We start from the raw sequence: 18,453 nt of genomic DNA, 5'->3' as shown, positions 1-18,453 counted from the left end.
TCGCGCCGCGCAGCGCAGTGCCCTAGCGGGTCGCCGAGGCGCCGATGGATTCGATGGCGCGCTTCACGGCGTCTTCGTCGATATCGGACGGCGCGCCGCTCGCGCCTAGCGCGCCGGCCAGCTTTCCTCCGATGAAGATCGGCAAGGCGCCGCGGGCCGGCAGGAACGGCGCGTAATAACCCGCGCCGCCCATGTTTGTGTACTCCGAAGGGTTGTCCTTGAAGCGCTGCTCGAGCGTCGCCCCCGACTGCCCGCCCAATGCGACCGAGGCGTAAGCCTTACCGCGCGCGAAGTCGAGGCTCGCGAACGGCGCTCCGTCCATACGCACCGCCGCCACCAGATGGCCGGCGGGATCCACGATCGCGAAACTCAGTGCAAGACCGTGCGCGCGCGCCGCATCGGTCGCGACTTCCAGCAACTTCATGGAAGTGGCGGAACTGATCGTTTCGCCCGCTACCGTCGACGCGCCTGACACCGTGGAGGCCGGGCCATCGGCATGCGCGATGCCGCCGGCTAAAAGCACAGCCAGCACGGCCGAAGTCGCCAATGCAAGCGCGGAGAGTTGAATTGCGCGTTTCAGAATCGCCTCCGATTGAATAAACGTTGGTTTTCGCACTACCGAAGAGCTTAAGTTCCCGGGCCGCGTTGGACTTGATCGAATCGCCCCGGCGTTTACCATCCAGTCCGATCATTTACATGCCCTCGCTTTCACGGCCTCCTTATGCCCACGCATGTTAATGAGCGAGGTCGCCATGGGTCGGTCAATCGCTTTCGGGTTTCGGACAACAGCTTCCCGGATGACGAAATTCACGCGCGACGGCTCGTATGCCTTCGAAAACAAGCAGGACGAGTTCAGCTTGTCCAAGGAGTTCAGGTGCCGTTGAATGGAATGCCCCGGTGAACAACAGGCTCGCGCGGTCGCGGTTGCATCGGCGAGCCGGGATGTGTCGAACGATGCGGGCGCAAGATAGCCGGATCAAAGCATTAGAAGTAGTGAACCATGCCCGTCACGACCGAACGCTGGTTGATACCCGGGCTTGCGGGTGCCGTGCTCGCCACCCCCAGCGTGCCCAGCGAGTTGTTTCTCGTGAGTCCGCCTTCCAGATAGAGGTCGGTCGACTTCGAAAGCAGATAGTGCGCGCCGAGCTTGAACAGGCAGCCATTGCGTTCGCTGTTCTGGCGGTCGGCGAGGTACGTGTAGTCCGTTACGAGCCGGAAGGCCGGCGTGATATCCCAGCGTCCGCCGAGAGAATAGTAGAACTGATTGCTTCCGATAGCCGGGTCCTTGAAGTTCTCCAGACTCAGGCTCGCCTTGAACGTGCCGCCCGTGTACCCCAGAAACACGGCATAGGCACGCGCGACCGTGGCGTCGGTCAGCCCAGTCGGGTCGTTCCCGTCGATGTAGCCGGCATTCAACGAAACAGGCCCCAAGGTGTAGTAGAGCGCCGCCGACACTTCGCGTTCGTTCTGGAAGTCGCCGGCGCCGCCGCCGAAGCTGTTCAGCACGCTGCCGCTCAGCCCGTAGAACGTCGGCGACTGATACTTCACCGAATTGTTCGCCCAGCTATATTGAAAGCCGTTAAAGCCGGTGCGTGTCTGAAAAGCGGTATTCGCCGTCGAGCCGAAATCTTCGAAGCCGCTGGCGTCCGAGCGATAGAGCACTTCAATGAATGGGGTGTAGTGATGCCCCAGCGAGAGGGTGCCGAGATTGTCCTGTTTCAGGCCTACCCATGCGCCGCGATCGAAGAGAATGCTGCCTTGCGACGCTGGCTCGCCCATATTCGTCATCTTCCCCATGCCCGGCAGAAACCCCGACTCGAGCTTGAAGAGCGCCGATGTGCCGCCCCCCAGGTCCTCCACGCCCGAGATAATGATCCGGCTAACCACGAGGTTCGCCTGACCATAGCCCCATTGATTTTTGTCCGTGGTCCCCACTCCGTTCGTGAAGCTCAGCCCGCCGTCGATAATGCCGCTCAACATGACGCTCGACTGAGCGCAGGCCTCCCCCGTCACGATACAAACCGAAAGCGCGACAATCAGCTTCTTGTACATCCTTCGTCTCCATTCGCATTACGTAATATTTAGTGAATGACCTGCTTCGTGAAACCTGCTGGACGGGCGAGCCGATGGCGTTACCGCCGCCGTGAAGTTGGCGTCAATATATCGCCGGGGCCGCGAAGATCACTGACCCAAACGATCGCCGGCTTGTCGAATCGTCCTGAATTTCTCGAACCGACGGATGAGCCCGCGAGCGCGCGATACGCGGCCTGGCTGGAAGTCGAAGGAATACCCCGATTGACGCTTGCGCCGGGTTCGGCGAGCGCGGCAAGCATCACCGTGGAGGCATGGTGGCAGGCCGCCGGTACAGGACGCACCGGCGGCAAGAGCAGAGGGAGGAAACGAAGGTCGCGCCGCTCAGCGGTTATCGACGCGCTTGACGAACGGCCGGATCTCGATCGTGTTCCAGATGCCCGCCTGGTTGAAGGGATCCGCGAACACGAATTTCCGGACGGCTTCGATGTCGTCCGATTCGTACAGGAAAAAGCTGCCGATCATGGTGCCGTCCGGCTCGGTCAGCGGCCCGGAGATCAGCGTGCGCAGCGAAGACGTCTGCAACCAGCTCTTGTGCGCTTCATAGTGCGCGAGACGCCGTTCGACCATGCCGGGATGGTCGAGGCAATAGACGACGAAATGCATGAGCAATCCTCAATGAAAAAACCATTGCCGGAAGCACGGTGCTTCCGGCATGCAAGATCATTCGCCGGTTGCCTGCGCCCACGTCGGGCAGACTTCCTTCTCCGGCGCGACATCATACGACGCGTAGTTTTCGGCCGTCACCACCTCGGTCTTCAGGGCGATGTCCTTGGGCACCGGCTGGCCACGCAGCGTGCGCAGCGCGGCCATCACGCCGATGCACCCCTGCTTGAAGCCCGAATAGTCGCCGCTCGCGAGCATCTTGCCTTGCTTGATGAGATCCACCGCCTCCTTGCTCGCGTTGATCCCGGCCACCTTCGCGTGCAGGTTCGCGCCGTCGAGCGCGTCGAGCGCGCCGATGGCCATCGCGTCGTTTGCCGCGAGCACGCCGTCCACCTTGGGGTAGGTCTGAAGCAGGTTCTCCATGACCTGCAGCGCCTGCAAGCGCTGATAGTTGGCAGGCTGGGCGCTCAGCAGCTTCACCCCGGGGGCCTCCTTGAGGGCGTCGTGAAAGCCGCGCATGCGCTCGTCGGAGGTTGCCGTGCCGCGCACGCCTTCGAGAATGATGATGTTGCCCTTGCCGCCCATCGACTTGAACAGATACCGCGCGGTCTGCAGCCCGAGCTGATAGTCGCTCGCCCCGACAAAGCTCACGAAGTCGCCGGTTTGCGACTTGTCCACGATGTTGACGGTCGGGATCTTCGCGGCGTTCAGCTTCTGGACGCCGGGGCCCATGGCCTTGAAGTCCACCGGAACGAACACGACGGCGTTCGGATGCTTGACGATCACGTCGTCGATCTGGCTCATCTGCTCGGGAATGCTGTCCGGTTTCGTGGGCACATAGTTCGTAACGTTGGCGTGCATCGCTTTCGCCGCGCTTTCTGCACCGAGCCGCACGCTCTGAAAGTACGGATTGGTCAGATTCTTCGTGAACACGGCGATATTCTCGCCATCGGCATGCGCGAGCGTGGCGCACAAGGCCAGGGCGAGCATCGGCGCGAATTTCAGAGGAATACGAATCATGGGTGTGTCTCCTGTGTCTCCGTTATGGATTGATGCGATGAAGCCGTTGCCTCGCGCTGCACTACGCGGCGCGAGCCTTCAAACGCCGGTGCCGCGCCAGGCGCGTCCGAGAAGATCCGCAAGCGGCCCGGCTTCCACGGGCCGCGGATTGGCGTACGGATTGGCCAGTGCCTGAGCGACGGCTTGCTCGATACCGGCCTCGGGCATGCCGATGTCACGCAATGCGAGCGGTATCCCGCACTCGTGCTCGAGGCGCAGCAACGCCCCGATAACGTCGTCCGTCCCCATCGCGCGCGCAAGCCTCGCCATCGCCTCGGGCGCAAACGGCGTGTTGTATGCCAGGGCATACGGCAACACGATCGCGTGGGTCTGGGCATGAGGCAGATCGAACATGCCGCCCAGCGTGTGGCAGAGCTTGTGATGCAGGCCCATCGTCGTCGTGGCCAGACAGCAGGCGCATAGCCAGGCACCGTAAAGGAGCCCGGCGCGCGCATCGGGATCGTCAGGTGTACGCATCACCTGAGGCAGCGCCTCGACGATCGCGCGCACGCCCTCCTCGGCCATCAATGCGACGATCGGATTGACGTCCGGTGCGTAAAGCGCCTCAGCCGCGTGCGCGATCGCGTTGAATGCCGAAAGCGCCGACATGAGCGGCGGCAGCGACAGCGTCAGATCCACGTCGTAGATCACCACCTCCGGCTGGATCTTCGGGCCGCGCTGCGTGGTTTTGCGGCCGTTTTCCGTTTCGCCGAGAATCGGCGTCATTTCCGATCCGGCGTAGGTGGTCGGCAGCACGATCTGCGGCAGGTCCGTGCGCAGCGCGATGGCTTTGCCGAGCCCGGTGGTCGAGCCGCCGCCCACGGCGACGACGCCGTCGGCTTGCCGATCCCGCACGACCTCGAGCGCGCGCTCGGTCACCTCGACGGGCGTGTGCATGGTCGCGCCGTGGAACGCGCCTGCCACCCTGTCGCCCAGCAGCTGGCCCATGCGCGCGGCAAGCGGCGCCTGCTCCGGGGTCGAGAGCACGAGCAGGCGCCGCAGGCCGAGGCGGTCGGCCTCGGCGGGCAGCGTGGCGGCCGTATCGCGCCCGAAAACGACGCGGGTGGGCAATGCCTGATACACAAACGATGTCTGCATGGCCTTCTCACCTGTTGAAAGAGCGGCGGATACGTCGATCACAGCAGCGCGCAGGCGTCGTCGAACGCGAGACGTGGCAGGCGCCCGAGCACCTTGCCCGGATCGCCGTAGCCGAGATTGCAGAGGAAGTTCACCGTGACGTCGCCCTCCGGGAAGAACTCGTCATTGACCTTCTTCGCGTCGAAGCCCGACATCGGCCCGCAATCGAGGCCTAGCGCGCGGGCCGCGACGATCAGATACGCGCCCTGCAGGCTGCTGTTGCGAAACGCGGTGCTTTCGATCAGCTCCGTCTTGCCCGCGAAGATGGCGCCGGCATCCGGGCGATGTGGAAACAGTTCGCCAAGCCGCTCGTGAAAGCGACGATCGTAGCCCACGATCACGCAAACGGGCGCCGCACGCGTCTTGTCGACATTGCCCGGCGCGAGCGCCGGCAGCAGCCGTTCCTTCGCCTCGGGCGTGCGCAGGAACACGAAGCGCGCGGGCGAGGTATTCATGCTCGTCGGGCCGAGCTTCGCCAGTTCATAAAGGGCGCGCAGCTGCGTGTCGCTGACGGGCTTGTCGAGCCACGCGTTTTGCGTGCGGGCCGTGCGGAACAGGGTATCCAGCGTCTCTTCAGGCAGGGATTTCGACATCGTTGTCATCCTCGAACATCGTTGAACAGGTTGTGCGGCGCGCTCGCGGTCCAGCCCGGTTATCGCACGCCGGCGGTCGCTTCGAGCCACGGCACGACCGCCGTGATGCCGGTGTTGCCGTAGCCGTGCCGTACCGCGCCGAGATACATCTGGTGAGCGAGGCCCGTGAGCGTAAGCACGGTCCCCGTGGTCTTGCCGTGCGCGAGCGCGTCGCCCAGCCGCGCCGCCATCTGCTCGCAGGCCTCGGGCGAGCTGAACTCACGGGCGGCCAGCGGCATGCTATGCGCCTGGATAACGGGCGAGCCGATCGCGCTCGTGGCCATGACGTCCAGCATCGCCTGCCAGTCGAGACCCACCGCCTCGCCAAACACCAGCGCCTCGGCCCACATCGCCATCGAGACGCCCGTCATCACGTCGAGCACGCGCGTCATGGCGCGCGCCTGCTCTTCGTCGCCCAGCCAGACCGTATGCGTGGCAATCGCGCCGAGCAGTGCCTGGGCGTCGTCGAACACGTTGCGCGGCCCGCTGACCATCGCCGTGCAGACGCTGGTCTCCGCCGCCGCTGGCCCCACTGTTGGTCCCGCTTTTGGCCCCGCTTTTGGCCCAAAGGTCAGTGGCGCACGCAGGTAACTGACATTCGCCCGGCTCGCGGCGGCGGCGATCTCGCGCGACAGCGCTTCGCCAATGTGGCTCATTTCGAGGAGCAGCATGCCGCTGCGCTCAACATTCAGCAGTCCATCCTCGCCGAGCAGCAGCGCACGCAGCGCCGCCTCGCTTTCCACGTCGGTGACGAGCACGTCCGGTTGCCCGCCAAACACCGCCTGCACGCGCACGCCCAGCGTGCCGGCCACGCTGTCCTTCAACGTCTCCTTGCCGGTTCCGCCCAGCCACACCACCTCTTTCAAGGCCTCTTTCATCATCGCTCCTTGCTCCATTCCCATAGCCTCCTCGTGTGCCGCCCTATCGCTTCAGGCACGCGCTTCCTGCCGGCGGCGGCTCAACGAGTCCACCAGCACGGCGACGATGATGATCGCGCCCGTGACGAATGGCTGCCAGTTCGCGTCGATGTTGAGCAGGTTCAGTCCGTTGAGCACCAGCGTCAGCAGCAACGCGCCGATCAGCGTGCCGTACGGCGTGCCGATACCGCCGAAGAGCGAGGTGCCGCCGATGAGCACCGCTGCGATGGCGGGCAGCGTCAACGGCTCGCCGATATCGCCCTCGGCCGAATTCAGGCGTGCCAGGAAAACGAGGCTGCCAAGGCCCGCCATGAGACCGCTCAGCACATACACGAGCACGAGCCGGCGCTTGACCGGCACGCCGGAAAAGCGCGCGGCAACCGGATTCGAGCCGATCGCATAGACCTGCTGACCATAGATCGTGCGCCCGGCGAACAGCGCCGCCAGCGCGAGAAAGATCAGCATGAGATAAACCGGCACCGGAATCGCGAACCAGTAGCCGCTGCCAAGCTGCCGGAAACCGTGCGGGAAGCCGTAGATCGTATTGCCGGCCATGTAGTAGTAAGTCAGGCCGTTGATGAGCCACATCATGCCGTATGTGGCGATGAACGACGGCATGCGCAGCAGCGCGACGAGCACGCCATTCAGGAATCCGATCAGTGTCCCGCACGCCAGCGCCACCACGGCGCCTTCGAGCGGCGAACCGGTGGCCTTGATCACGCTGCCCGCGAGGCAAGCCGAGAGCGCGACGTTGGCGCCGATCGAAAGATCGATTCCCGCGGTCAGCACCACGAGCGTAAGGCCCGAAGCCATCAGGAACAGAAGGCTGGTCTGACGCAGCACGTTGAGCAGGTTGCCGGACGTAAGAAATGCGTCGGAGGCCAGCGACAGCGCGAACCCGACCAGCACGACGGCGGCGATCCGCGAAGCCGCCTTCGAGATGTTCTCGCCGGGCCGCAACCGGCTGGAAACCGTAAGGAGTGCGTTCATGATTGTGACTTCCATCCTTCGACGAAGAGTGCGAACAGCACGAGCAGGCCGATGCACGACACCTGCACGGACGAAGGCACGCCGAGCAGGTCGAGCCCGTTGCGCAGCATGCCGATGGTCAGGACGCCCAGCACGGTGCCCGGCAGGCCGCCTTTGCCCTTCTCGAACGAGGTGCCGCCGACGACCACGGCGGCAATGGCGTCGAACTCGAGCCCGAGCGAAGCCGTGGGGTGCACCGTGCTCATGCGCGCGGTAAGCAGGACCGCCGCGATGCCGAACATGGCGCCGGCAAACGTGTAGACGCCGATCTGCCAGGCACGCGCCGAAACGCCCGCGAAGCGCAGCGCCTCGGGATTGCCGCCAATCGCGCGGACATAGATGCCAACGCGGCTGCGGTACATCAGCACGTGGTGGAGCGCATACGCGAGCACCGCCACGACGAGCGGCGCGGGCACGCCGAACACGGCGCCGTTGTAGAGCAGCGGAATCGCCGTGCCGATGCCGGTGATGCTCTGTCCGCCGCTCATCAACAGGGCAAGACCTTGCGCCATGCCCATCGTGCCCAGCGTGACGACGAACGGCGGCAGGCGCAGCCACGCAATCAGCGTGCCGTTGACGAGGCCGAACAACGCGCCCATGCCGATTGCCGCGGCAATACCCAACCATGTGTGCTCGCCCGCCTGCATCACGCAGCCGAGCGCCACGCTCGCCGCGGCCGCGACGGCGCCGGCCGAAACGTCGATCCCTTCAGTCAGGATCACGAAGGTCATGGGCAAGGCGATGAGCAGCAGGATCGACGACTGCGAGCCGATATTGACGAGGTTCGCGAAGCCGGCGAACTCATGGTTCAATGCGGCGAACAGCACGAACATCGCCGCCATCATCCACGCCACGCCGGGAAGGCGGGCCGGCATCGCGATCCACGCGCGCGGCCCGGCCGCAAGCTGTAAGTTACGCATCGTGCATCCCCAGAGCGAGAAGGTTTTCTTCGGAGAGCTGATCGCGGGTCAGGTGCCCGGCGACCGTGCCCTCGCGCATCACGTACGCGCGATCGCACACGTGAACGATCTCCGGCAATTCGGAGCTGATGAGCAGGACCGCCGCGCCCTCCTCCACGAGCCGGCCGATCAGCGCGAAGATTTCGGACTTGGCGCCCACGTCGATGCCGCGCGTGGGCTCGTCGAAGATGAAGAGCCGCGCACCGGTGGCGAGCCATTTGCCGATCACGATCTTCTGCTGGTTGCCGCCGCTCAGAAACGCGGTGCGGCGGCCGATGGTCGGCGTCGCGATGCGCAGCTCCGCGATCCTGTCTCGCGCCATCTGATTCGCGACCTGCGGACGGAACCAGCCGCCCGGAAAGCATTTGCCGAGACCGGACAGCATCAGGTTGTCGCCCACCGACCGCGTGACGGCCAGCCCCTCGTGCTTGCGGCTTTCCGGAATCAGCGCCATGCCCAGCCGCACGGACTCGTGCGGCTCGCCGCGGCGCGGCCGGCCGAACACCTCGACCTCGCCGCGGCTCACCGGATCGATGCCGAACGCCGCGCGCGCCACCTCCGAGCGCCCCGATCCCACGAGCCCCGCGAGGCCGACGATCTCCCCTTCGTGCACGACCAGATTCACGTCGCGAATGCCGTTGGGCGAATGCACGCCGCGCAACGCGAGCGCGGGCGCGCCCGGCGTCTCGCAAAAGCGGCGCGCGTAGGTCAGATCGATGTCGCGGCCCACCATCATGCGCACGAGTTCGGCCGGCGTCGTTTCGGCGGGGCGCGCCGCGCCGACCATCCGGCCGTCGCGCAAGACCGTGATCCGGTCGCCCAGTTCGAACACCTCGCTCATGCGGTGCGAGATGTAGACGATCGCCACGCCCTCTTGCTTGAGCATGCGGATCACGCGAAAGAGATTCTCGGTCTCGCGTTCCGAAAGCGGCGCCGTGGGCTCGTCCATCACGAGAATGCGCGCCTGCTGAGAAAGCGCCTTCGCGATCTCCACCATCTGCTGCTGCGCGACCCCGAGCCGTTCGACCGGCGTATGCGTATCGCAGTCGAAGCCGAGCAGATCGAGAACCTTCTTCGCTTCCGTGTGAGCGCGCGCGTTGTCGATCGTGCCGGGGAAGCGGCCTTTGAACTCGCGGCCGATAAAGATGTTCTGCGCAATGTCCAGATGCGGCACCAGCGAGAACTCCTGGTAGATCACCGCCACGCCCAGCGCCTGCGCATCCTTCGGCGACTGGATCTGCACCGGTTGGCCACGATGATGGAAGGTGCCTTCGTCGGCGCGATACACGCCGCTCATCACCTTCATCAGCGTCGACTTGCCCGCGCCGTTCTCGCCCAGCAGCATGTGCACTTCGCCGGCATGGACGGCGAACGTCACGCCGTCCAGCGCGCGCACGCCGGGAAACTGTTTGGCAATGCCATGCAATTCGAGCAAGGCGTGGCCGGTGCCCGCGGCTTCGGCGCCGTTCCGCGACGCTTCCGTGCGTGCCGCGTCACCCGCCTGCGCGGTGCCGCCATCCGGGGCCCGGCTGCGCAGCGCCATCAGATTGCCGGGATTCGCGTTCATGCCACCCCCGAGAGCATCTCGACGTGCTTGACCAGCGCGATGTAATCCTCTTCGCCGCCGCCCGTCGAAATCAGCCCCTGAAACAGTCCGCGCACGGCCGAGGTCAGATGAAGCGGCACGTGGCTTTCGGCCGCGCAGTCGAGAATCAGATCGACGTCCTTGGTCTGCGTGATCGCGGACATGGTCGAGCTGAAATCGCGCTCCTTGAGCGGCGGCGCCTTGTACAGCACCATCGGCGAGGCAACGTGGCTCGACGCGAGCACCTCGAGCATCTGGCTCCAGTCGAGGCCGCTCTTGCGCCCGAGCGTGAGCGCTTCGCCGATCATGCCCGCCGAAACCGAGATCATGAGGTTCACGGCAAGCTTCATCAGCCGCGCTTCTTCGGCAACGCCCAGGTAAAACGCCCGGCGCCCTATCGCGTGAATCAGCGGCAGCACGCATTCGTAGGCATCGCGAGGCCCCGACGCCATCACCGTCAACGCGCCTGCCGCCGCCACGACACCGTTGCCCGACACCGTCGTGCGCAGGTAGCGCACGCCGCGCTCGTCCGCCGCGCGCGCCACCTCCGCGGACACGGCAGGCGAGACCGTGCTCGTGTCCATGTAGATCGCGCGCTCGCGCAGGTTGGCGATCACGCCGTCATTGCCGAGCGCAACGCTGCGGAAGATGGCGTCGTTGGGCAAGGACGTGAACACGACATCGGCCTCGCGCGCGACTTCGGCAATCGAGCCGCCGCGTGCCGCGCCGCGCGACACGATCGCGTCGAGACGGTCGCTCGCGCGGTCGCAGGCGATGACCGGATAACCGGCCTTGAGCAGATTCGTAGCCATCGGCAACCCCATGTTGCCGATTCCGATGAACCCGGCGCGAACGGCCGGCTGCGCATCGTTCATGGATTCGCTCCTGAAAAGAGAATCGATCAAATCGGCCGCACGTCAATGCGTCGCGAGCCGTTCGTTGAGGCCTGCCGCAATGCGCCGCCCCGAGGCTTCGAGCGCATCGAGCCGGCGCGCCAGATGCGGATAAAGCAGCCGGCCGTGGCGCTTCCGGTATGCGCCGCCCACGAGCACGGTGTCGACGTGCGCCGCACTGCCTTGCATGACCACCGTGGCGACCGGATCGTGCAAGGGGCGCATGCCGAGCGTATCCGCGCGCAGCACGACGACGTCGGCCTGCTTGCCCGGCGTGAGCGAACCGATCCGGTCCGCGAGGCCGAGCGCTTCGGCGCCCCGCACGGTGATCCAGCCCAGCGCGTCCTCGCAGGTCAGCGTGGAGGTGAACGGCAGTTGCCCGTTCTCCGCGCGGGCCGCGGCGTTGTCGAGCGCGCGCTGCGAAGCCAGGGCCACGCGCGCGACGGTGAACATGTCGCCGGCAATCGCCGATTCGAGATCGACGCCTAGCGACGGCGCGTGCCCGGCGTCGCGCAGGCGCCCCGTGATCGGATGTCCATGCCCCTGCAGCATTTCGGTCTCGGGCGCGAGCGAGAACGTGACGCCGCGGTCGAGCATGAGGCGCAACTGGTGATTGCTGAGGTTGTTGCCGTGCACGACATTCGTGTTCGGGCCCAGCAGGCCCGCTGCGGCGAGGCGCTCCCAGCCGTCGGGCGTCTTCGCATCGAGACCGGCGCAGTGCATGCTCGCAATCAGGCCATGCTCGCGCGCCAGCAGGAAATCGTGAACCGCTACTTCGTAGGTCGAATAATGCGGGCCCAGTATCGCCATGCCGAGCGTCGTCAACGCTTCGCGGCTCGTGAATCGCGACTTCAGCAGGCGTTCGATTTCCGCGCGCGGGTGCTCGATCTCGCTGAAGTGGCGCTGCCCGGGCTTCGGGTCCGGCTTCGGCGAGCCGTGCAGAAACACGGCGCGCAGGCCCGACTCGACGAGTCCGTCGACGGCGCGGTCGGTATGTTCCGGCGTCGGATTGTTGTGGCACCAGTCGCCGAGTGTCGTGGTGCCGCAATCGAGCTGATTCAACGCGCCGGCCAGCGTGCCGATGTAGAGATCGTCGGGCGTGAACAGCGTGGCCAGCCCCGCGTGGACGCTGCGAAAGTACTGCGGCAAGGTCCAGTTCGAAGCGATACCGCGCAGCGCCGTCTGCCAGGTGTGCATATGCGCATTGACGAGCCCCGGCAGAACGATGCAGCCGCGCGCGTCGATGACCTCCGCGTCGTCGGCGGCCAGGTCGTGCGCGACGGCGGCGATGCGGTCCTCCTCGATCAGCACGTCGAACTCGCCCGCGCCGACACGGGCGTCCATCGAGACGACGTAGCCGCCCCGGATCAGTTTGCGTACCATCTTCTGTCTCCTCCAGTTGCGCGTCCGGCTATGGCCGGATCGCGCTCATGCCGCCACAGGCCTCGCGTGCGGCGCCGGCTGATAATCCACCTGATGGCGCGCAATGCGCAGGTCGCCGAGCTCGGCCTTCACCCGCAGGTGCTCGGCGTGCACGGTATAACCCGCCAGCGACTCGTGCGAATCGAATTCCGAATACAGCACGACATCGCACGCATAGTCGACCGCACTCATGTCCACGCCCACTTCCATGTGCAGCAGCCCGGGGATCTTGCCGACCAGCCCTTCGAACGCGCGCTTGAGCCGCTCCGCGCTTCGCGCTTTCTCGTCGGGCGTGTCGCCCTTCAGATTCCACATCACGATGTGTTTGATCATCGAATGACTCTACCAGGGAGTGCGAATAAGTATGGACTGGATACGGACTCGACCGCCTCAGGCGCGGTTGAGCACAAAGGTGAAATCGAGTGTACTGAAGGGCGTTTCCATGACCGTGCCGTCCGGCGCCGTCCCGGATTCGTAGCGATGCCAGTCGGCGATCAGCGACGACCGCACGCCAAAGACGGCGTCGGAGTCGAGATACTGGTCGCCGTCGCGGAACACATGGGTAATCAGACGCTCGTAGCCCGGTGCCTCGATCATGAAGTGGAGATGGGCCGGCCGCCATGGGTGACGTCCCAACGCCTTCAGCATGCGGCCAACGGGACCGTCGTGAGGAATGGGATAGGACTCCGCAGTGATCGAGCGAAAGTGAAAGGTGCCGTCCTCCTGGCTGCGCAGCGTTCCGCGCCCCTTGTTTTCCGCCTGCCCCTCGTACTGCACGTCGTAGAAGCCGTCCGAATCGGCCTGCCAGACTTCGACGCGCGCGTGCGGCACCGGCTCGCCCGCCAGGCCCGTCACTTTCCCGCTGACGAAGCATGGCTCGCCCTTCGCGCCGTTGCCCACGTCGTCGCCGTTCTCGTACTCGGGCGCGTTCTCGACGAAGAACGGTCCGAACACGGTGGATTCGGTGCAGCCGGCAGGCTTGCGGTTATTGAGCGCCGTGACCAGCATGGAAAGACCCAGGGTATCCGATAGCAGGATGAACTCCTGGCGCTTGTCGTCGGTGATATGCCCGACGTCGGTGAGAAACTGGATGCCCTTGAACCACTCCTCCTCGGTCAGCTCCACGTCGCGCGCAAAAGCGTGCAGGTGCTGAACCACACTGGTCATGATCTGCTTGAGGCGCCGGTCGCTCGCATTGGCGTGGCGAGCGAGCACGATCTGGGTGATGCTGTCTTCGTCGACGTTACGCATGTTGTCTCCCATGTTTATCCGCTTTGAGACAAAATATAGTCGACCGTCCGCCGGTGAAAAAGCCCGCTGCCGGGAAACAAAATCCCGCGTGACGGGAAACCGGAGACAAACGTGGACAAGTGGGTGGAAGTCCAGCTATTCGTGGAAACCGCGGAGCGCGGCAGCATCTCGAAGGCCGCCGAGGTGCTGGGGCTTTCGACCTCGGCGGCCGGCCGGCACCTCGCCAATCTCGAACAGCGCCTTGGCGCGCGGCTCGTGGAGCGCAACACACGGCGCCTGTTCCTCACGGAGGTGGGCGAGGAGTTCTACCGGCGCTGCCGGAACATGCGCTCGGAAATGGAGGAAGCGGAAGCGTGGGTGGGTTCCGCGCTATTGAGCCCCGTCGGCACGCTGCGCCTGACCGGATCGGTCTCGTTCTGCTCGCAGATCCTCGCGCCGTTGCTGCCGCAGTTCACGGCGCTTTATCCGAAGCTCGAGGTCGCCATCACGGCGGCCAACCGCTACTTCGACCTGATCGAAAGCGGCATCGATCTGGCCATCCGCACGCGCGAGCACGAAGCGGATTCCGGGCTCGTCATCCGGCGCCTCGCGGAAACGCGGCGCATTCTTGCCGCTTCGCCCGAATATCTCGCGCGCCACGGCACGCCGCGCGCGCTCGACGAGCTCGCCGGACATAAATTTCTCATCTATACGCTCGCCAACAATCCGCACGAGCTTTCGTTCACGAAAGGCGCCGCGACCCAGACCGTCAAGATCAGCGGCACGCTCGAATCGAACGAAGGCCAGGTGATCTGCAAGGCGGGGCTGAGCGGCCTTGGCATCGTCATCCAGCCGATCTACATCATCCACGACGACGTGGTGGCCGGCCGGCTCGTTCCTGTCGTCGACGACTGGGATCTGCCCCGCCTGAAGATCAACATGGCCTATCCGAACCGGCAGTACGTGCCGTCGAAGGTACGCGCCTTCATCGACTTCCTGGTCGCGCACTTCGACGCCATGGAGTACGAGCGGCGCTGGACGCAACGCTGGCCCTGAAACGGCAGGCGATGGGCCGCGCCCGCATGATCGCCATGCCGCTCACGGCCGACATGCCTCTCTCGCCGGCCGAATCCGGGTATCGTGCAGTTCGTCGAGAGACTGCCGCGCTCGGCAACGGGAAAGATCGTTTGGCGCGAGTTGCAGGACCTGGAGATGAAGAAGGCTTCCGGCACGGAACAGCAAGCGGGATGATGGACGATTTCGGGGTCCCACGGGAGACCCCGAACGACGTCATTAAACCGTGCCGACCAGTTCCGGCACGAGCGTGAACAGATCGCCCACGAGGCCGTAATCGGCCACGCTGAAGATCGGCGCTTCTTCGTCCTTGTTGATCGCCACGATCACCTTCGAGTCCTTCATCCCGGCCAGATGCTGGATCGCACCCGAGATGCCCACCGCAACGTACAACTGCGGCGCGACGATCTTGCCGGTCTGACCCACCTGGTAGTCGTTCGGCACGTAGCCCGCGTCCACCGCCGCGCGCGAGGCGCCCAGCGCCGCGTTCAGCTTGTCGGCCAGCGGCTCCAGCACTTTCGTATAATTCTCGCCGCTACCGAGACCCCGGCCGCCCGAGACGATGATCGATGCCGAAGTCAGTTCCGGACGGTCCAGCTTCGTCACTTCGCGGCTCACGAACTGCGACAGGCCGCTGTCGGCTGCGGCTTCGATCTTCTCGACGCTCGCGCTGCCGCCTTCGGCTGCAACTGCGTCGAAGCCTGTCGTGCGGACCGTGATCACCTTGATCGGGTCGCTCGACTGCACCGTCGCAATCGCGTTGCCGGCGTAGATCGGGCGCTCGAACGTATCCGCGCTATTGACCGCCGTGATATCGCTGATCTGCGCCACGTCCAGCTTCGCAGCGATACGCGGCGCGACGTTCTTGCCCGCAGCCGTAGCCGGTGCGAGGATGTGCGAGTAGTTCTTTGCAATCGCGATAACCGTCGCTTCGACGTTTTCCGCCAGGCCCTGCTCAAGCTGCGGCGCGTCGGCCAGCAGCACCTTCGCAACACCGGCGATCTTCGCTGCGGCATCCGCCGCGCCCTGCGCGTTGTGGCCCGCCACCAGCACGTGCACGTCGCCGCCAACGAATTGGGCAACCGCGAGCGCGGCAGCCACGGTGTTCAGCGTCGCGGCCTTGATGGACGCGTTGCCCCCCAAGGGGGCTTCCTTCGGGGCGTCGTGTTCGGCAATAACCAGAATCGTCATTTCGTTGTGCTCCCTGAACCCTTAGATGACCTTCGCTTCGGTCTTCAGCTTCTCGACCAGCGTCTTCACATCCGGCACCTTCACGCCGGCCGAGCGCTTCGGCGGCTCGGCCACCTTCAGCGTCTTCAGGCGCGGCGCAACGTCCACGCCGAGGTCTTCGGGCTTGATCGTCTCCAGCGGCTTCTTCTTCGCCTTCATGATGTTCGGCAGCGTCACGTAGCGCGGCTCGTTCAGGCGCAGGTCCGTCGTGACCACGGCCGGAAGCGTAAGCGACAGCGTTTCCGCGCCGCCATCCACTTCACGCGCCACCGTTGCCTTGCCGTCCGCCACCGTGACCTTCGAAGCGAAGGTGGCCTGCGGCAGGTTCGCCAGCGCGGCGAGCATCTGGCCGGTCTGGTTCGAGTCGTCGTCAATCGCCTGCTTGCCGAGAATGACCAGCTGCGGCTGCTCCTTGTCCACAAGCGCCTTGAGGATCTTCGCCACGCCCAGCGGCTCGACGCCGTCGCCCGCCTCGACGAGGATCGCGCGGTCCGCACCGATCGCCAGTGCCGTACGCAGCGTCTCCTGCGCCTGCACCACGCCCACCGACACCGCCACGACTTCGGTCGCCACGCCGGTTTCCTTCAGGCGTACCGCTTCTTCCACAGCGATCTCGTCGAACGGGTTCATCGACATCTTCACGTTCGCCAGGTCGACGCCCGTTCCGTCCGATTTGACGCTCACCTTCACGTTCGCGTCCACGACGCGTTTTACTGCAACCAATATCCTCAAGATCGTCTCCTTTTCTCTTCAAGCTCTGGCTTACATGTTCGGATAGTTCGGTTCCTCGATACGGTAAGCCGGGCCGAAGGACGTGACACCCCCCATGTCGGGTGGACGCGCGGCACCCGCGCAAAAAGCGACGGGACCGGAGATCCGGTCCCGTCGGTCATGCTTAATCCCGGTAAGCGAGCCCCCGATCGCGCAGACGCGCGATCGCCTCCTCGTCGAAACCCCAGTCGCGCAATGCGGCGAGACCGCGTTCGCCACGCTCGGGCGCAGGACCGCCAATGGACGAAGGCGTAGCGGAAAAACGCGGCGCCGGCGCCGGCTGCACGACGCCCGCCACTTCAACGAAGCTTTCCCGCGCGCGATGCTGCGGGTGCGCGGGCGCCTCCGAAAATGTGAGCACGGGTGCGACGCACGCATCGCTGCCTTCGAAGATCTCGCACCATTCGTCGCGCGTGCGCGTGGAGAATGCGGCAGCGAAGCATTCGCGCAGAACGGGCCAACCGCTGCGATCATGTTGCCTCGGCAGATCCGCGCCGGCGAGACCCAGCTTTGCGATCAGTTCTGCGTAGAAGCGCGATTCGACCGCGCCAACGGACATATAGTGGCCGTCCTTCGTGCGATAGCTGTCGTACCAGGGCGTGCCGCCATCGAGCAAATTGCTTTCGCGCTGCTCGCGCCAGTTGCCCGATGCGAGCAGCCCCCAGACCACCGCGCCGAGCTGCGCGGCGCCTTCGATCATCGCCGCGTCCACCACCTGGCCCTGGCCGCCGCGCTGCACGTTGAGCAGCGCAGCGACGACTCCGAGCGCGAGCAGCATCCCGCCGCCGCCATAGTCGCCGACAAGATTGAGCGGCGGCACGGGCGCCTCGCCCGCGCGCCCGATGCCGGATAGCACGCCGGACAGGGCAATGTAATTCAGGTCGTGACCCGCGCGCGCGGCAAGCGGCCCCGTCTGCCCCCACCCGGTCATGCGCCCATAGACGAGCCTCGGGTTGCGCGCCAGCGCCTCGTCCGGGCCAAGCCCCAGCCGCTCCATCGTACCGGGACGAAAGCCCTCGATCACGACGTCGGCTTCGCCCATCAGCTCCAGCGCCGCTTCGATCGCGGCGGGCTGCTTGAGGTCGAGCGTGACCGAGCGGCGTCCGCGCCCCGTCACGTTGACCCGCTTGCCCGTCGTCTTCGGCCCGAGATCGTCCGGCGCCTGCGGCCGGTCGATGCGCAGCACGTCTGCGCCCATGTCGGACAGCAACATCGCGCCGAACGGCCCCGGCCCGATCGCTTCGAACTCCAGCACGCGAATACCGCTCAGTGCGCCCATTCCGCTCTCCTCCTGTCTGCTCTGGATAATTTTGATTTTGGCCTATGCCGACGCGTTCCGTCCCGAGCGAGAATGCGCCCGTGCCAGTGGACCAGTAGAGCAGAGCCGGGGGGGAGAATGACCACCCTTTTTGGGTGGAGCGGAGGTCGGGTCTGAACGAAAGCGCCCAACACGCGCCGGTCGATCGACTATTGCTCGGAAGAAGCGGTCTCGTTCTGGATGATGTCCGCCAGCATGGGATGCGCGACACGCACATAGTCCTCTGAATCGAGGATGACTGATCGATCCAGCCGGCCGGCATTAAACGCGATTTCCGGGTTCTCGCGAATTCACCGAGCATGGCAAGGTGTTGCTCACGCATGCACGGCTCGTCCTCAATCAGCTCGAACGCGCGCACATGGACCTCGAACGGTCACGCGGCCGGTAGAGGGCCGGCTCATGGTGGGCGTGACGCCCTGGGTCACGCTTGACCTTCCTCGCCGAGGCCGTTCAGCTGTTTCGCAAGCGGATGCGGGCGATTCGTCTTGCTGTTTTTGGGG

18 protein-coding genes and 1 pseudogene are annotated in these 18,453 nt (G+C 65.2%); 1 reads left to right on the top strand and 18 read right to left on the bottom strand.

Annotated elements, in window-relative coordinates:
* Positions 1-22: 22 nt before the first annotated feature.
* From BAC01S_RS35045 to BAC01S_RS08780, 14 genes are all read right to left on the bottom strand, one after another.
* Complete coding sequence (locus BAC01S_RS35045) at positions 23-547, bottom strand: GlcG/HbpS family heme-binding protein (protein WP_027794444.1); 525 nt, start codon at positions 545-547, stop codon at positions 23-25.
* Positions 548-984: 437 nt separating this feature from the next.
* The gene (locus BAC01S_RS08840; RefSeq protein WP_027794443.1) at positions 985-2,052 is read right to left on the bottom strand and encodes a porin; all 1,068 of its coding nucleotides are present in this window, start codon (positions 2,050-2,052) and stop codon (positions 985-987) included.
* Between the two features lie 363 nt (positions 2,053-2,415).
* Positions 2,416-2,697, bottom strand: a complete 282-nt coding sequence (locus BAC01S_RS08835) for a YciI family protein (RefSeq protein WP_027794442.1) — start codon at positions 2,695-2,697, stop codon at positions 2,416-2,418.
* A gap of 57 nt (positions 2,698-2,754) precedes the next feature.
* A complete protein-coding gene (locus tag BAC01S_RS08830) occupies positions 2,755-3,717 on the bottom strand; it encodes a sugar ABC transporter substrate-binding protein (protein ID WP_027794441.1) in 963 nt (320 codons plus the stop codon).
* 78 nt (positions 3,718-3,795) lie between these two features.
* Positions 3,796-4,854, bottom strand: coding sequence for a maleylacetate reductase (locus BAC01S_RS08825; RefSeq protein WP_027794440.1), 1,059 nt, complete (start codon positions 4,852-4,854; stop codon positions 3,796-3,798).
* A 38-nt stretch (positions 4,855-4,892) separates the two neighbouring features.
* Positions 4,893-5,486 (bottom strand): malonic semialdehyde reductase, encoded by a 594-nt coding sequence (locus BAC01S_RS08820; protein ID WP_027794439.1) that lies wholly within the window; start codon positions 5,484-5,486, stop codon positions 4,893-4,895.
* 59 nt (positions 5,487-5,545) lie between these two features.
* Positions 5,546-6,421, bottom strand: a complete 876-nt coding sequence (locus BAC01S_RS33265) for an NAD(P)-dependent oxidoreductase (protein ID WP_169740110.1) — start codon at positions 6,419-6,421, stop codon at positions 5,546-5,548.
* 33 nt (positions 6,422-6,454) lie between these two features.
* Positions 6,455-7,432, bottom strand: a complete 978-nt coding sequence (locus BAC01S_RS08810) for an ABC transporter permease (RefSeq protein WP_052408715.1) — start codon at positions 7,430-7,432, stop codon at positions 6,455-6,457.
* Positions 7,429-8,391 carry an ABC transporter permease gene (locus BAC01S_RS08805; protein WP_084168390.1) on the bottom strand — a complete coding sequence of 321 codons (963 nt, stop codon included), beginning with the start codon at positions 8,389-8,391 and terminating at the stop codon, positions 7,429-7,431. The genes BAC01S_RS08810 and BAC01S_RS08805 overlap by 4 nt, the downstream gene beginning before the upstream one ends.
* Positions 8,384-9,997, bottom strand: coding sequence for a sugar ABC transporter ATP-binding protein (locus BAC01S_RS08800; protein WP_245616543.1), 1,614 nt, complete (start codon positions 9,995-9,997; stop codon positions 8,384-8,386). The genes BAC01S_RS08805 and BAC01S_RS08800 overlap by 8 nt, the downstream gene beginning before the upstream one ends.
* A complete protein-coding gene (locus BAC01S_RS08795) occupies positions 9,994-10,890 on the bottom strand; it encodes an NAD(P)-dependent oxidoreductase (RefSeq protein ID WP_027794434.1) in 897 nt (298 codons plus the stop codon). The genes BAC01S_RS08800 and BAC01S_RS08795 overlap by 4 nt, the downstream gene beginning before the upstream one ends.
* Positions 10,891-10,932: 42 nt before the next feature.
* On the bottom strand, positions 10,933-12,291 hold the full coding sequence (locus BAC01S_RS08790) for an amidohydrolase family protein (protein WP_027794433.1): 1,359 nt from the start codon (positions 12,289-12,291) through the stop codon (positions 10,933-10,935).
* Positions 12,292-12,336: 45 nt separating this feature from the next.
* The gene (locus tag BAC01S_RS30680) at positions 12,337-12,663 is read right to left on the bottom strand and encodes a Dabb family protein (protein ID WP_043201673.1); all 327 of its coding nucleotides are present in this window, start codon (positions 12,661-12,663) and stop codon (positions 12,337-12,339) included.
* Positions 12,664-12,720: 57 nt separating this feature from the next.
* Positions 12,721-13,581: an intradiol ring-cleavage dioxygenase gene (locus tag BAC01S_RS08780; protein ID WP_027794432.1), complete on the bottom strand. Its 861-nt coding sequence runs from the start codon at positions 13,579-13,581 to the stop codon at positions 12,721-12,723.
* Positions 13,582-13,692: 111 nt separating this feature from the next.
* Here BAC01S_RS08780 and BAC01S_RS08775 point away from each other — a divergent pair, with 111 nt between their 5' ends.
* The gene (locus tag BAC01S_RS08775; RefSeq protein WP_027794431.1) at positions 13,693-14,616 is read left to right on the top strand and encodes a LysR family transcriptional regulator; all 924 of its coding nucleotides are present in this window, start codon (positions 13,693-13,695) and stop codon (positions 14,614-14,616) included.
* 237 nt (positions 14,617-14,853) lie between these two features.
* On the opposite strand, the gene BAC01S_RS08765 is transcribed toward BAC01S_RS08775, so the two are convergent.
* The 4 genes and pseudogenes from BAC01S_RS08765 to BAC01S_RS35495 form a co-directional block, all read right to left on the bottom strand.
* On the bottom strand, positions 14,854-15,825 hold the full coding sequence (locus tag BAC01S_RS08765) for an electron transfer flavoprotein subunit alpha/FixB family protein (protein WP_027794430.1): 972 nt from the start codon (positions 15,823-15,825) through the stop codon (positions 14,854-14,856).
* Between the two features lie 21 nt (positions 15,826-15,846).
* Positions 15,847-16,596: an electron transfer flavoprotein subunit beta/FixA family protein gene (locus BAC01S_RS08760; protein ID WP_027794429.1), complete on the bottom strand. Its 750-nt coding sequence runs from the start codon at positions 16,594-16,596 to the stop codon at positions 15,847-15,849.
* A gap of 163 nt (positions 16,597-16,759) precedes the next feature.
* The gene (locus tag BAC01S_RS08755; RefSeq protein ID WP_027794428.1) at positions 16,760-17,914 is read right to left on the bottom strand and encodes a CaiB/BaiF CoA transferase family protein; all 1,155 of its coding nucleotides are present in this window, start codon (positions 17,912-17,914) and stop codon (positions 16,760-16,762) included.
* A 188-nt stretch (positions 17,915-18,102) separates the two neighbouring features.
* Positions 18,103-18,243, bottom strand: a pseudogene (locus BAC01S_RS35495) (YbaK/prolyl-tRNA synthetase associated domain-containing protein); the annotation flags it as partial.
* Positions 18,244-18,453: the final 210 nt, after the last annotated feature.

The organism is Paraburkholderia acidipaludis NBRC 101816 (assembly GCF_000684975.1).
In the GTDB taxonomy this organism is placed as follows: Bacteria; Pseudomonadota; Gammaproteobacteria; order Burkholderiales; family Burkholderiaceae; genus Paraburkholderia; species Paraburkholderia acidipaludis.
This window is presented reverse-complemented; position numbering and strand designations above follow the sequence as displayed.